The sequence below is a fragment of the Roseicyclus marinus genome (genome assembly GCF_030163795.1).
In the GTDB taxonomy this organism is placed as follows: domain Bacteria; phylum Pseudomonadota; class Alphaproteobacteria; order Rhodobacterales; family Rhodobacteraceae; genus Roseicyclus; species Roseicyclus marinus.
Genome location: NZ_JASJOF010000003.1, coordinates 136,313 through 149,024, shown reverse-complemented (window position 1 = coordinate 149,024; position 12,712 = coordinate 136,313). Strand labels below are relative to the sequence as shown.

Below are 12,712 nucleotides of genomic sequence, written 5' to 3'. Positions count from 1 at the left end.
GCGATGGATCTTGAAACAGTAGATGCTGCGGAATTGGGGCGCAGCCTGACCGGTGTGGGCCTCAACCTGCTCAGCCGCGATGTGCGGGGGCTCGCCGATTTCCTGTCAGAGGTTCTTGGACTGTCGGTACATCGCCTGTCGCAGGATTTCGCGATCATCCGGCACGGTGACATGATGATCCAGCTTCATTCCGACGCGGCCTTTGCCCGCCATCCGCTTCCCGGCCTGATCCCTGAAAACCCGCCGCGCGGGGGTGGGGTGCAGATCTATCTTTTCGGGATCGACCCCGATGCGGCCATTGCACGCGCGACGACCGCGGGGCATGTCGTGCTGGAACCCGCCCGCGACAAGCCGCATGGCCTGCGCGAAGGCACGATCCTGTCCCCCGAAGGTTATGCCTTTTCCCCGGCGATCCCCGTCAAATGACCGAAACGCAACTGACCATCCATCGTCTGGGCCATCAGGGCGACGGCATCGCACCCGGCCCTGTCTTCGTACCGCTGACCCTGCCGGGAGAGGTCGTGGCGGGTGCTGTCGAGGGCGACCGGATGGACGCGCCGCGCATCGTCACCCCGTCCTCCGACCGGGTGCGTGCGCCGTGTCCGCATTTCAAGACCTGCGGGGGATGCGCGCTGATGCATGCCTCTGACGGTTTTGTTGCGACGTGGAAGGCGCAGGTCATCGAAACGGCACTGGCCGCCCATGGCCTGACGGCCGAGATGCGTCCCACACTCACCTCGCCCGCGCGGTCGCGGCGGCGCGCGACCCTGTCCGGGCGGCGCACCAAGAAGGGCGCATTGGTCGGGTTTCACGGGCGGCGGTCGGACGTGATCGTGTCGTTGACGGAATGCCATGTGATCGCGCCGGAATTGTTCGCGTTGATCCCGGTTCTGGAAGAGATCGTGAAGCTGGGCGCGTCACGCTCTGCCACGCTGTCCTTTGCGCTGACCCTGACCGAAACCGGCATCGATTGCGCGGTTAGCGGGGGCAAGCCGCTTGACGGTCCGCTGCGCGCGGCGCTGCCCCGGTTCCGCGACCGGATCACGCGTCTGACATGGGGGGGCGAGCCGGTCTATGCCGACACGGCCCCGCGCCTGTCCTTTGGGCCTGTCACCGTCAATCCACCGCCGGGCGCGTTCCTTCAGGCCACTGCCGAGGGCGAGGGAGCGTTATACGCCGCTGTGTCCGAGGCGCTGGAGGGTGCGACGCGTATCGCGGACCTGTTCGCGGGGTGCGGCACCTTTGCCCTGCCGCTTGCCACCCACGCACCTGTCCATGCTGTCGAGGGGGACGATGCGCTGGTTGCCGCGCTGTTGCACGGCGCGCGCCATGCGCCGGGCCTGCGTCCGGTGACGACCGAAACACGTGACCTGTTCCGCCGTCCGCTCTTGCCCGAAGAACTTGCACGGTTCGACGGCGTTGTGATCGACCCACCCCGCGCCGGGGCCGAGGCGCAGACCCGTGCCTTGGCCCAGGCGCGCGTAGCCCGGATCGCCATGGTCTCGTGCAACCCGGTGACTTTTGCCCGGGATGCGGCGCTGCTCACGCAGGCGGGCTATCGCCTGAATTGGGTGCAACCGGTCGATCAATTTCGCTGGTCGCCCCATGTGGAGCTTGCGGCCAGCCTGTCGCTGCCCCATCTGAGCGCAAACTGAACGAGGGGCATGATGCGCGACACTGTGGGTGAGGGTTTGGGATACCGAAATCGTCTGGAGGCGTGGCTGGACCAGCCAGTCATCCGCAACACGATCATCGGCGTGATCCTGTTCAACGCCGTGATCCTTGGCCTTGAAACCTCGGCGACGGTGATGTCGGTCGCAGGCCCCCTGATCCTGATGCTCGACCGGGCCTGTCTGGCCATCTTCGTCTTGGAATTGCTGCTGAAACTGGTCGCTTTGGGGCCGCGGTTCTTTCGGTCGGGCTGGAACATCTTCGATTTCGTGATCGTCGGCATCGCGCTGGTGCCCGCTGCGCAGGGGCTTTCTGTCTTGCGCGCCTTGCGCATCCTGCGGGTTCTCAGGATCGTCTCGGCGGTGCCGTCGCTCCGCCGCGTGGTCGAGGGGCTTTTGACCGCGCTACCGGGGATGGGGTCAGTGTTCTTGCTGATGTCGATCATCTTCTACATCGGCGCGGTGATGGCGACGAAGCTGTTCTCGGCCAGCTTCCCCGAATGGTTCGGGTCTATCGGCGCCTCGCTCTACACGCTCTTTCAGGTGATGACGCTGGAAAGCTGGTCGATGGGCATCGTGCGCCCCGTGCTTGAGGTCTATCCCTATGCTTGGGCGTTCTTCGTGCCCTTCATCATGGTCACGACATTCGCCGTGGTGAACCTGATCGTGGGTCTGGTGGTGAATTCCATGCAAGATGCCCATGCCGAGGAAAGCAATGCCGCGACGGATGCCTACCGCGACGAGGTGCTGGAGCGGCTCAGGAAGATCGAGGAACGTTTGAAGTAAGGTGGGCAATTTGCCCACCGGTGGTGATGGTGGGCGGATCGCCCACCCTACGCCCGTTTCTCCAACCGCGCGACGCCCAGCACATCCAGCACCTTGGCCTCGATATCCTCGGCGTTCATCCGGGCGACCGCGTACATGTCTTCAGGACTTGCCTGATCGATGAAGATATCGGGCAAGACCATGGACCGGAATTTCAACCCGGTGTCGAACACGCCTTCTTCCGCCAACAGATGCGCGACATGGGAGCCGAAGCCGCCCACTGCCCCTTCCTCCAGCGTGATCAGCACCTCGTGGTGACGCGCCAGCTGCAAGATCAGGTCGCGGTCGAGCGGCTTGGCGAAACGGGCATCGGCGATGGTCGGCGTGATACCCTTTTGCGCCAGTGCCTCGGCCGCTTCCTTCACCTCCTTCAGGCGCGCGCCGAAGTTCAAGATCGCGACGCGGTTGCCCTCGGCGATCAGGCGACCCTTTCCGATCTCCAGAACCTGCCCCCGCTCCGGCAGGTCGACCCCCACACCTTCGCCGCGCGGAAAACGGAAGGCAGAGGGGCGGTCGTCGATCGCCAATGCGGTCACGACCATGTGGCGCAGCTCTGCCTCGTCAGCGGCGGCCATCACGACGAACCCGGGAAGGTTGGACAGGAATGCCACGTCATAGCTGCCGGCATGGGTCGCACCGTCGGCCCCAACAAGCCCGGCGCGGTCGATGGCAAAGCGGACGGGCAGGCGTTGGATCGCCACGTCATGGACCACCTGGTCGTAGCCGCGCTGGAGAAACGTGGAATAGATCGCGGCAAAGGGTTTCAGCCCGCCCGCCGCCATGCCCGCGCAAAAGGTCACGGCGTGCTGTTCGGCGATGCCCACGTCAAACGTGCGGCCCGGAAAACGCTGCCCGAACAGGTCTAGACCGGTGCCATCGGGCATGGCGGCGGTGACGGCGACGATTTTGGTATCCTCTTCCGCCTCGCGGATCAGGGTTTGGGCGAAAACCTTGGTGTAGCTCGGCGCATTGGCCGGGGCCTTGGCCTGTTCGCCGGTGCGGATGTCGAAACGCGCCGTGGCGTGCCCCCGGTCGGGCCGGTCTTCGGCGTAGCCTTTGCCCTTTTTCGTGATCGCGTGGATCAGCATCGGGCCATCCGCCCGCGCCTTGACCGTGCGCAGGATCGCCAGAAGCTGGTCCATGTCGTGCCCGTCGATGGGGCCGATGTAGGAAAACCCCAATTCCTCGAAGAGCGTCCCGCCCACGGTCGCTGCCTTGAGCAATTCCTTCGCCCGACGCGCGCCTTCCTGAAAGGGTTCGGGCAGGAGAGAAACCGCGCCCTTGGCTGCTGCCTTCAGTTCCTGGAACGGCGCGCCCGCGTAAAGCCGCGACAGGTAGGAGGACATGGCGCCGGTGGGCGGCGCGATCGACATCTCGTTGTCGTTCAGGATCACGATCAGCCGCTTGCCAAGGTGGCCCGCGTTGTTCATCGCCTCATAGGCCATGCCGCCCGACAGTGCGCCATCGCCGATCACCGCGATCGCATCGCCATGTCCGGTGTCGCAATCGCCACCCAGATCGCGCGCCACGGCAAAGCCTAGGGCAGCCGAAATGCTTGTGGAAGAATGCGCCGCGCCGAACGGGTCATAGGGCGATTCAGAGCGTTTGGTGAAACCCGACAGGCCATCCTTTTGTCGGATCGTGCCCATCTTTTCGCGCCGTCCGGTCAGGATCTTGTGGGGATAGCATTGATGGCTCACGTCCCAGATCAGCTTGTCGCGCGGTGTATCGAACACCGCATGGATCGCGACGGTCATCTCCACGACGCCAAGGCCCGCGCCGAAATGACCGCCGGTGCGGCTGACCGACCAGATGGTCTCGCTGCGCAATTCGTCGGCAAGGCGGCGCAAGTCGCCATCGCTCAACCGCTTGAGATCGGCGGGCGACGTCACGCGGTCGAGGATCGGGGTGCTGGGGCGGTCGGTCACGGGCCGGACCTCCTTCCGGGCTTATTTGTCACGGTCGATGATGTAGCGCGCGAGCGCCGCAAGGTTATGCGCTTTATTGCCATAGGGCGCGAGGGCTGTTTGCGCCTCTTCCACCAGATCGGCGGCGCGCGCTTTTGCCCCGTCAAGGCCCAGCAGGGACACGAAGGTCGCCTTGCCCGCCGCCGCATCCTTTTGCAGCGCCTTGCCCGCCGTCGCGGCATCGCCCGTCACGTCAAGGATGTCATCGGCGATCTGGAAGGCGAGGCCGATGGCGCGCGCATAGACCCTAAGCGGTGCGGGATCAGCACCGCCCAAGATCGCCCCCGCTTCGGCGGGCCATTCGATCAGGCGGCCGGTCTTGTTGCCCTGCAATTCGGTGATCTGGTCAAGTGTGAGCGGCAGGGCGGCGGTTTCGGCCGCGATATCCTGCGCCTGTCCCAGAACCATCCCCTGCGCGCCCGACGCGCGTGCCAGGCTGCCGATCAGGGAAACGCGCTGCGTCGCATCACCCGCGCGCGGATCGGCCAGCAATTCAAAGGCAAAGGTCTGAAGCGCATCTCCGACCAGAACGGCGGTCGCCTCGTCCCATTTCACATGCACCGTGGGACGCCCCCGGCGCAGATCGTCGTCATCCATGCAGGGCAGATCGTCATGGACAAGGCTGTAGGCATGCAGGCATTCGACCGCCCCCGCCGCAAAGAGCGCCTGCGCGGCCGGCACATCGAACAACCCCGCGCTTTCCAGAACAAGGAAACCGCGCAGTCTTTTGCCGCCATCGGTGGCATAGCGCATCCCCTCGGCCACCCGATCCGGACCAAGCCGCGCCATTTCTTCGGACAGAAAGCCGGTGATGGCCCTCTGGGTCGCATCAAGCGCCTGCGTGAACACTTGTCAGAGACCTTCGACCGGTGTGGTCCCGGTCGGCTGGCCACTGGCGTCGAGCGTGATCTGCGCGACTTTTTCCTCGGCTTCTTTCAGCTTCGCCTCGCAGCGCGCCTTGAGCGCCGCGCCGCGTTCATAAAGCTTGATGGAGTCTTCCAGCGCGACATCGCCGCGGTCCAGCGCGGTCACGACCTGCTCAAGCTCGCGAATGGCTTCCTCGAAACTCATCTCGCCGATCGGCTTGCCTTGGCTCATGCGCCCCGCTCCTTCAATTCCGTGACATGCACCGCGACCGAAGCCGCCAATGCGGGCAGATCATAGCCGCCTTCGAGAGTCGAGACCACGCGCCCGGCGCAAACCTCATCCGCGATGTCGCACAGCGCCCGCGTGAGCCATGCGAAATCCGCTTCGGTCCAGCTCAGATTGGCCAGCGGATCATCGGCATGCGCGTCAAAGCCCGCTGAAATCAGGATCAGTTCGGGCTGCCACGTACGCAGACGGTCAAAGGCCTGTGTCTGGTAGGCGCGCCGCATCTCGGCCCCGCCCGATCCGGGCGGAAGCGGCAGGTTCAACATGTTGTTCGACCCGCCGCGTTCGCTGGCCGCCCCCGTTCCGGGATAAAGCGGGATCTGCTGTGACGAGACAAACAGCGCGCGCGGTTCATTCCACAGAACGTCCTGTGTGCCGTTGCCGTGATGAACGTCGAAATCCACCACCGCAACGCGAGACAGCCCATGCACCTCAAGCGCATGGCGCGCTGCGATGGCGACGTTGGAGAACAGGCAAAAGCCCATCGCCCGGTCGCGTTCGGCGTGATGGCCGGGCGGGCGGGTGGCAACAAAGGCGTTCCGGTTGGTTCCGGCCAGAACCGCATCGACGGCGGCAAGGCATCCGCCCACACCGCGCAGCGCCGCCTCCCACGATCCGGGACTGGCCCATGTATCGGGGTCAAGACCGACCATGCCGCTGTCGGGCATGCTGGCGCGGACATGGTCGATGTAGTCTTGCGGATGACCAAGGAGGAGCGCGGCCTCATCGGCCATGGGCGCGATGATCCGCGTCAGGTCGTCGAATTCGGGGGCCGACAGCGCCTTGTTGACCGCTTCGAGCCGTTCGACACGCTCGGGGTGGCCGGGCGGCGTCAGATGGTCGAGCCCTGCGGGGTTTTCGACGAGAAGCGTCATGGTCTTGCGCCTTCCGGGGTCAGTCGGGTGACAGCATGTAACCCGCGCCGCGCACCGTCTGCAAATAGCGCGGCTGCTTTGGGTCCGGCTCGATCTTGCGGCGCAGGCGCGTGATCTGCACGTCCACGGCGCGTTCCTGCACCTGCTCTGCGCCGATCTTGTCGCGGTTGAGCAACGTCACCAGTTCCGCGCGGCTGAAGGCCTTGTTCGGCCCGCCGGTGAAAATGCGCATCAGCGCCGCTTCGGTCGCGGTCAGGCGCACGGGCTGCGCGCCATGCCACAATTCACCCCGGTCCAGATCGTAGCGGATCGGCCCCAGATGCAGGATCTGCGGCACCTCGGTCTCGCGCTCGGGCTTGGGCATCCGGCGCAGGATCGCATTGATCCTAAGCAGCAGCTCCTTGGGTTCGAAGGGTTTGGCGAGATAATCATCCGCCCCGGCCTCGAGCCCGCTGATCCGGTCGCCTGTCTCGCCCCGTGCCGTCAACAGCAAGATGGGTGTGCCATGGGCCTCGCGGATATCGCGGCACAGGCTCAATCCGTCCTCGCCCGGCATCATTACGTCCAGCACGATCAGGTCGAAGGAAAGGCCCGCCAGCAGCCGCCGCGCCTGTGCCGCGTCGCGGGCGACGGTTGCCATGAACCCGTGCCGGATCAGGAATTTCTGCAACAGGCCACGGATGCGTTCGTCATCATCCACGATCAACAGATGCGCGCCGATATCCGTCGTCATCGGCTACCGTCCCCGCCTTCCTGGTAGTGGCGGCGCATGTCGGGGTCCATCATCTGCTCCAGCACCGCGCGAAAGCCTGCCACCGCATCGGGTCCGGCATTGCGAAAGGCGTCGCGCATCCGGTTGCGCTGTGCCTCGGACAGGGCGCGTTCCAGATCGGCGCCTTTCTGCGTCAGGAACAGGTGGCGTTCGCGCTTGTCCCGTGTGCCGACGCGGCTGTCGACCAGCCCATCCTCGACCAGCGTGCGCAAGACGCGGTTCAGGGATTGCTTGGTGACGCCAAGGATCGAAAGCAGGTTGTTTACCGTCGTTCCGGGGGAGCGGTTGATGAAATGGATCGCGCGATGATGCGCGCGGCCATATCCAAAATCCTGCAAGATGCGGTCAGGGTCGGCGGTGAAGCCCCGATAGGCGAAGAACATGGCCTCGATCCCCCGGCGCAACTGGTCGTCGGTGAGAAACAGAAGGCTTTCCCCGCGCCCCATCAGGTTCGCCGCGTTGCGATCTGCCATATGGCTGTCCCTTCCGTTTTCCCCTTCGGGATTTTCCGGCAGTTTAAGTCAGCCTTGTTGACTTTCCAAGAATCAATTGTTAGCGAATAGGGCGTTTTGCGCAATATTATGTCCGCTTCGGGCATTTTCCGCGCAACATTCGAAAAACGATCCGGTGGGAAGAGCCGGTGACAGAGACGAGGATCAGGACGATGGCCGGGGCCTATGACGATCGTGACGGCAAGATCTGGTTGGATGGGGCGCTGGTGGATTGGCGGTCCGCCAATGTGCACATCCTGACCCATGCGATGCACTACGCCTCCTCCGTGTTCGAGGGGGAGCGGGCCTATAACGGCAAGATCTTTGAATCCCGCTGGCATTCCGAGCGCCTTCTTAAATCGGGCGAGATGATCGACATGCCGATCACCTATACCGTCGACGAGATCGAGGCCGCGAAATACGCGGTCATGCAGGCCAATGGCCTGACCGACGCCTATGTCCGCGCGATCGCGTGGCGTGGGGCGGGCGACGACATGGGTGTTTCGTCCAAGCGCAACCCGGTGCGGATGGCCGTCGCGGCCTGGAGCTGGGGCAATTACTACGGCGACGCCAAGACCAAGGGCGCCAAGCTCGACATCGCCAAATGGCGCCGCCCGGCCCCCGAAACCGCGCCCTATCAGGCCAAGGCGGCGGGTCTTTACATGATCGCGACCATGTCCAAGCATGCCGCCGAGGCCAAGGGCTGCTCGGACGCGATGATGTTCGACTATCGCGGCTACATCGCCGAGGCGACGGGCGCGAACATCTTCTTCGTCAAGGATGGCGAGGTGCATACGCCCAAGCCCGATTGCTTCCTCAACGGGATCACGCGGCAGACCGTGATCGGCATGTTGAACGAGCGCCAGATCAAGGTCCACGAACGCCACATCATGCCCGAGGAACTGGAAGGTTTCGAACAATGCTGGCTGACCGGCACCGCCGCTGAGGTCACGCCGGTGGGCCAGATCGGGGATTACAATTTCGAGGTCGGCAACCTGACGCGCCACATGTCCGACGCTTACGAGGCGCTGGTCCGGGCGTGACCCTCGCCTGAGCTTTCGAGAACGGCCCCGGCATGTCCGGGGTCGTTTTGCGTTCAGCGCTTGATTTCCGCCCCCATCACGCCCACCATTCCCTTATGGTGATGCAGTTCCAGCCCATCGGGCCCGCCACGCGCACGGATCAGGTTGCCTTCGACCGCAAGGAGCTGAGCGTGATCCTGACGCTCTATGGCCGTATGGTCGCTGCGGGCGAATGGCGGGATTACGGCATTTCGCACCTGTCGGATGTCGCCGTCTTTTCCATCTTTCGCCGCACGGCCGAGCATCCGATCTACCGCATCGAAAAGCGCCCGCGCCTGCGTGAGCGGCAGGGCATGTATGCGGTCATCGGGATGGATGGGCAGATCCTCAAGCGCGGGCACGACCTCAAGACGGTCTTGCGGGTGCTGGAACGCAAGCTGATCCGAGCGGTCGAACCCTAACCAAGACCTGGCAAACGGCGAATGGCCGTGATGTCGCCGAATTCGCGCGCCGCGATCCGCTCGGCGGCTTCGGCCAGCGGTTCATAGGCGACCGCCATGTGATGGGCATTGGCATGAAGCAGCATCGTGTCGCTCGACATCAGGCCCACATGCCCGCGCCAGAACACCAGATCGCCCCGTTCCAACGGCGCATCTTGCGGCACATCCTGCCCGAGGGCGGCGAATTGCTGGTCGCTGTCGCGCGGACAGTCGATGCCGCAGGCGATCAGTGCCGTTTGCACGAGACCCGAGCAATCGATCCCCCAGCGGCTGCACCCGCCCCACAGGTAGGGCGTGCCCAGAAACAGGTCGGCGATCCCCACCGGGTCGGAAAACCGCGCCTTGATCGGCATCAGGTGTTGGCCGGGGATGTAATGGCCGGTCTGGATCCGCTGGAACCCGTCCCGGTCGCCCGTCACCTGCACCCGACTGCCGAAGAACAGCGCCACATCCGGCGCGGTCTTGATGTCGGGCTTGGGGTAGAGATGGGTTGCCGGCGCGATGACCCAATGCGTCGCATCGACCGCGCCGGTCAGCGCGCCAGACAGGACATAGCCGCAGTAGCCATCCCGTTCGGCCATGCCGAAGGTGAAGCCCTCGTCGGTCTCGAGCGCTAGGAACCGCTCCCCGAACAAAAGCTGGCTGGCCCGCGCCCCGCGCGGCGTTTCGGTGATGTTGACCATGGGCTGCTGAACGCTCATCCAGCGACCTTTGACGAAGCGTTCGGCCTCGACCTCGCCTTCCAGCGAGGCGTGGGCCACACGCCCGTTGGACGGGGTCAGGCGCGGATCGCGCGTCATGGTGCGGTTCCGTCGATCAGGGCGCGGAAGATGGCGCGCGCGCCCATCCCGACGCCGCCCTTGGGCCGCGCGGGCGCATTCGAGGGCGACCAGCCGTAGATGTCGAAATGCGCGTATTTCGGAACATCTGGCACAAAGCGGCGCAGGAAAAGCGCGGCTGTGATCGCGCCCGCCATCCCGCCCGAGGGCGCATTGTCGAGATCCGCGATGCCGGGTTCGATCATCGTCTCGTAGGGTGCGTGGAACGGCAGACGCCAGACCGGGTCGGCCACCTGCGCCGCCGCTTGGGTCAAGGCTGTGGCAAACCCTTCGTCATCTGTGAAAAAGGGTGCAAGATCGGCGCCCACCGCGACACGGGCGGCCCCGGTCAGTGTGGCCATGGAGATGGTCAGATCGGCGGGTGTTTCGTTGGCCAAAGCCAGCGCATCCGCCAGAACCAGCCGCCCCTCGGCATCGGTGTTGTTGATCTCGACCGTCTTGCCGTTGCGCGCGGTGAAGATATCGCCGGGCCGAAAGGAATTGCCTGCCACCGCGTTTTCCACCGCTGGGATCAACACCCGCAACGACAGGTCCAGCCCCTCGGCCATGATCATGCGGGCAAGGCCCAGAACGGTCGCCGCCCCGCCCATGTCCTTTTTCATCAGGCCCATGGACGCACCGGGCTTGAGGTTCAGGCCCCCGGTGTCGAAACACACGCCCTTGCCCACCAGCGTGACCGATCGCGCGCCCCTGCCCCAACGCAGATCGATCAGGCGGGGCGCGCGCGCCGCGGCGCGCCCGACGGTGTTGATCAGGGGAAAGTTGCGGGCCAGAAGCTCATCGCCAGCGGTCACGGAAATCTCCGCCCCGAATTCTTCGGCCAGCGTGCGGGCGGCAGCCTCCAGCGCATCCGGCCCCATGTCTTCGGCGGGGGTATTGATCAGGTCGCGGGTCAGCGCCTCGGCCGCCGCGATGCGTTCCAGATGCGCGCTGTCGACACCCTGCGGCGCGACCAGCCGGGCCTTGGGCCGGGATTGGGTACGATAGCGGTCGAAGCGGTAGAGCGACAACAGGTAGCCAAGCGCGATTTCCTCACCCTCTGTCCCAACAAGCGGGTCGATCAGCGCGTAATCCGCCTCCGGCAAGCCGGCGATGGCTGCCCCGATGGCGAACCGTTGGCGCGCACGGTCGTGCGGCGTGCCGGTTCCGATCAGGATCGCGGCGGGCCGCCCGGCATCCCCGGGCAGCGCGCAGACCTGCCCCAGCGTTGCGGCAAACCCGTGATGCCGGGCCCAAGCCGCCTGTGCCGTGGGCAGGTTTTCCAGCCGCGCCTCCAGCGCATCGGGCGCGACGAGGTGCAGGGCGATGGCATCGGGCGAGGCGGGGGCGAAACACAGGGATCGGGTCATGTCATCGGGGCTTTCCTTGGTCGGGCCGCACACTAGCGCCCGCCCCCGCCGCCGCAAGTGGGCTTAGCCGGAAACATCCTCAAGGTCCCAGATCGCGTGGATCGACCGGTCGCCGACGCGCAGCAGCCGGGCCAATGTTGCCGCCAAGGCCGTGGGATCGCCGCCGCGCAGGCAATCGGCCGCGTTCTGCCCGACACGGGCCAGTGTCGCCATGCCGATCAATTGCGCATCGCGGACCACACCGTCCAGCAGCGCCGCCATATCGGTGTGATCGGGGCCACCGCTGTAGCGCGCCAGTTCGTCCAGCAACGCGGACAACCGGTCAAGGGCATGCGCCACCTCGGTCTCGGCGCGCAGATCGCCCAGTTTCTCGCATAATTTCTCAAGCTGGCCGGGGTTGAACCGCGCAGGTTCCCCCAGCGGAAGCATCGTCACCACCGCCGTCATCAACACGCTCCACAGATCACCCCCACCACGGGATTGCGGGAAGATGCCGCAAGGCGCTGAAGAAACCCTTGAGCGCGGCGCAAGAAGAAGCTCCAATTTGTCAGCAATCCGGTCTATTCAACCGGAACGAGATCAAGGCCGAGACCCATGCACCGTGTGAAATCCCTGCCCGATTACCTGCTGCACCGGTATCGTGACTGGAAAACCCATGAATTTCCCGGCAACCGCGACCTTTTCCGCAGGCTCGCCATCGAAGGCCAGACGCCGCGCGCCATGGTCATCGCCTGCTGCGACAGCCGCGTCGCGATCGAAGCCGTCTTTGCGCAACAGGTGGGCGAGGTCTTCGTGCATCGCAACATCGCCAACCTCGTCTCGCCCTATACGCCCGACGGGCGCCACCACGGCACGGCGGCCGCGGTGGAATTCGCGGTGAAATACCTGCATGTCGGCCATATCATTGTGATGGGCCATTCGAACTGCGGCGGCGTGCGCGGGTGCCTTCAGATGTGCGCGGGCGAGGCCCCCGACCTTGAGCGGCAGGAAAGCTTCATCGGGCGCTGGCTCGACACGTTGCGGCCTGCCGTGGCCCGGATCGCGGACATCACCAATCCCGAGGATCGCCAGACCGCGCTGGAAAAGGAAGGCATCCAGATCAGCCTCGAAAACCTGCTCAGCTATCCCTTCGTCGCCGAGGCGGTTGATGCGGGCGATGTCACGTTGCATGGGCTCTGGACCGATCTGGCCGAGATGAACCTCGAGACATTCGACGGGACTGTGCGCCATTTCGTCAAAGGCTGAACTTT

General features: G+C 65.0%; 15 protein-coding genes. 6 read left to right on the top strand and 9 right to left on the bottom strand.

The window, feature by feature from the left end:
• Window positions 1–3 precede the first annotated feature (3 nt).
• Genes QQK63_RS05790 through QQK63_RS05780 form a run of 3 tightly spaced genes read left to right on the top strand, consistent with a single transcriptional unit; the run spans window position 4 to window position 2,456 of the window.
• Entirely contained in the window at window positions 4–426 is a 423-nt protein-coding gene (locus tag QQK63_RS05790; RefSeq protein ID WP_277825378.1) for a VOC family protein, read from the top strand.
• The gene (locus QQK63_RS05785) at window positions 423–1,655 is read left to right on the top strand and encodes a class I SAM-dependent RNA methyltransferase (RefSeq protein WP_277825376.1); all 1,233 of its coding nucleotides are present in this window, start codon (window positions 423–425) and stop codon (window positions 1,653–1,655) included. The genes QQK63_RS05790 and QQK63_RS05785 overlap by 4 nt, the downstream gene beginning before the upstream one ends.
• 9 nt (window positions 1,656–1,664) lie before the next feature.
• The gene (locus tag QQK63_RS05780; protein ID WP_284283181.1) at window positions 1,665–2,456 is read left to right on the top strand and encodes an ion transporter; all 792 of its coding nucleotides are present in this window, start codon (window positions 1,665–1,667) and stop codon (window positions 2,454–2,456) included.
• A gap of 47 nt (window positions 2,457–2,503) precedes the next feature.
• Here the strand turns inward: QQK63_RS05780 and dxs are convergent, their stop codons facing one another.
• The 6 genes from dxs to QQK63_RS05750 are packed head-to-tail and all read right to left on the bottom strand — an operon-like array spanning window position 2,504 to window position 7,734.
• Window positions 2,504–4,423 carry a 1-deoxy-D-xylulose-5-phosphate synthase gene (gene dxs, locus QQK63_RS05775; protein ID WP_277825372.1) on the bottom strand — a complete coding sequence of 640 codons (1,920 nt, stop codon included), beginning with the start codon at window positions 4,421–4,423 and terminating at the stop codon, window positions 2,504–2,506.
• A gap of 21 nt (window positions 4,424–4,444) precedes the next feature.
• On the bottom strand, window positions 4,445–5,311 hold the full coding sequence (locus tag QQK63_RS05770) for a polyprenyl synthetase family protein (RefSeq protein WP_377133906.1): 867 nt from the start codon (window positions 5,309–5,311) through the stop codon (window positions 4,445–4,447).
• Window positions 5,312–5,314: 3 nt separating this feature from the next.
• Window positions 5,315–5,560: an exodeoxyribonuclease VII small subunit gene (locus tag QQK63_RS05765; RefSeq protein ID WP_277825370.1), complete on the bottom strand. Its 246-nt coding sequence runs from the start codon at window positions 5,558–5,560 to the stop codon at window positions 5,315–5,317.
• On the bottom strand, window positions 5,557–6,489 hold the full coding sequence (locus QQK63_RS05760) for a histone deacetylase family protein (RefSeq protein ID WP_277825368.1): 933 nt from the start codon (window positions 6,487–6,489) through the stop codon (window positions 5,557–5,559). Before QQK63_RS05760 ends, QQK63_RS05765 begins: the two co-directional genes overlap by 4 nt.
• Window positions 6,490–6,508: 19 nt before the next feature.
• Entirely contained in the window at window positions 6,509–7,222 is a 714-nt protein-coding gene (locus QQK63_RS05755; protein ID WP_277825366.1) for a response regulator, read from the bottom strand.
• The gene (locus QQK63_RS05750; RefSeq protein ID WP_277825364.1) at window positions 7,219–7,734 is read right to left on the bottom strand and encodes a MarR family winged helix-turn-helix transcriptional regulator; all 516 of its coding nucleotides are present in this window, start codon (window positions 7,732–7,734) and stop codon (window positions 7,219–7,221) included. The genes QQK63_RS05755 and QQK63_RS05750 overlap by 4 nt, the downstream gene beginning before the upstream one ends.
• A gap of 191 nt (window positions 7,735–7,925) precedes the next feature.
• Here QQK63_RS05750 and QQK63_RS05745 point away from each other — a divergent pair, with 191 nt between their 5' ends.
• Together QQK63_RS05745 and QQK63_RS05740 are read left to right on the top strand one after the other, a co-directional pair.
• Window positions 7,926–8,795 (top strand): branched-chain amino acid aminotransferase, encoded by an 870-nt coding sequence (locus tag QQK63_RS05745; RefSeq protein ID WP_277825362.1) that lies wholly within the window; start codon window positions 7,926–7,928, stop codon window positions 8,793–8,795.
• A gap of 95 nt (window positions 8,796–8,890) precedes the next feature.
• Complete coding sequence (locus QQK63_RS05740) at window positions 8,891–9,235, top strand: DUF2794 domain-containing protein (RefSeq protein ID WP_277825943.1); 345 nt, start codon at window positions 8,891–8,893, stop codon at window positions 9,233–9,235.
• On the opposite strand, the gene QQK63_RS05735 is transcribed toward QQK63_RS05740, so the two are convergent.
• The 3 genes from QQK63_RS05735 to QQK63_RS05725 form a co-directional block, all read right to left on the bottom strand.
• Window positions 9,232–10,074, bottom strand: coding sequence for a C40 family peptidase (locus tag QQK63_RS05735; protein ID WP_277825360.1), 843 nt, complete (start codon window positions 10,072–10,074; stop codon window positions 9,232–9,234). The genes QQK63_RS05740 and QQK63_RS05735 overlap by 4 nt on opposite strands.
• Window positions 10,071–11,462, bottom strand: coding sequence for a leucyl aminopeptidase family protein (locus QQK63_RS05730; protein ID WP_277825358.1), 1,392 nt, complete (start codon window positions 11,460–11,462; stop codon window positions 10,071–10,073). Before QQK63_RS05730 ends, QQK63_RS05735 begins: the two co-directional genes overlap by 4 nt.
• 63 nt (window positions 11,463–11,525) lie before the next feature.
• Window positions 11,526–11,891: a hypothetical protein gene (locus tag QQK63_RS05725; protein ID WP_284283189.1), complete on the bottom strand. Its 366-nt coding sequence runs from the start codon at window positions 11,889–11,891 to the stop codon at window positions 11,526–11,528.
• A 165-nt stretch (window positions 11,892–12,056) separates the two neighbouring features.
• Here QQK63_RS05725 and QQK63_RS05720 point away from each other — a divergent pair, with 165 nt between their 5' ends.
• On the top strand, window positions 12,057–12,707 hold the full coding sequence (locus QQK63_RS05720; protein WP_277825354.1) for a carbonic anhydrase: 651 nt from the start codon (window positions 12,057–12,059) through the stop codon (window positions 12,705–12,707).
• Window positions 12,708–12,712: the final 5 nt, after the last annotated feature.

Coding starts and splice junctions, on each gene's coding strand:
- QQK63_RS05790 (WP_277825378.1), top strand. CDS start 4: ATGGATCTTGAAACAGTAGATGCTGCGGAATTGGGGCGCAGCCTGACC.
- QQK63_RS05785 (WP_277825376.1), top strand. CDS start 423: ATGACCGAAACGCAACTGACCATCCATCGTCTGGGCCATCAGGGCGAC.
- QQK63_RS05780 (WP_284283181.1), top strand. CDS start 1,665: ATGATGCGCGACACTGTGGGTGAGGGTTTGGGATACCGAAATCGTCTG.
- QQK63_RS05765 (WP_277825370.1), bottom strand. CDS start 5,560: ATGAGCCAAGGCAAGCCGATCGGCGAGATGAGTTTCGAGGAAGCCATT.
- QQK63_RS05760 (WP_277825368.1), bottom strand. CDS start 6,489: ATGACGCTTCTCGTCGAAAACCCCGCAGGGCTCGACCATCTGACGCCG.
- QQK63_RS05755 (WP_277825366.1), bottom strand. CDS start 7,222: ATGACGACGGATATCGGCGCGCATCTGTTGATCGTGGATGATGACGAA.
- QQK63_RS05750 (WP_277825364.1), bottom strand. CDS start 7,734: ATGGCAGATCGCAACGCGGCGAACCTGATGGGGCGCGGGGAAAGCCTT.
- QQK63_RS05745 (WP_277825362.1), top strand. CDS start 7,926: ATGGCCGGGGCCTATGACGATCGTGACGGCAAGATCTGGTTGGATGGG.
- QQK63_RS05740 (WP_277825943.1), top strand. CDS start 8,891: ATGGTGATGCAGTTCCAGCCCATCGGGCCCGCCACGCGCACGGATCAG.
- QQK63_RS05735 (WP_277825360.1), bottom strand. CDS start 10,074: ATGACGCGCGATCCGCGCCTGACCCCGTCCAACGGGCGTGTGGCCCAC.
- QQK63_RS05730 (WP_277825358.1), bottom strand. CDS start 11,462: ATGACCCGATCCCTGTGTTTCGCCCCCGCCTCGCCCGATGCCATCGCC.
- QQK63_RS05725 (WP_284283189.1), bottom strand. CDS start 11,891: ATGCTTCCGCTGGGGGAACCTGCGCGGTTCAACCCCGGCCAGCTTGAG.
- QQK63_RS05720 (WP_277825354.1), top strand. CDS start 12,057: ATGCACCGTGTGAAATCCCTGCCCGATTACCTGCTGCACCGGTATCGT.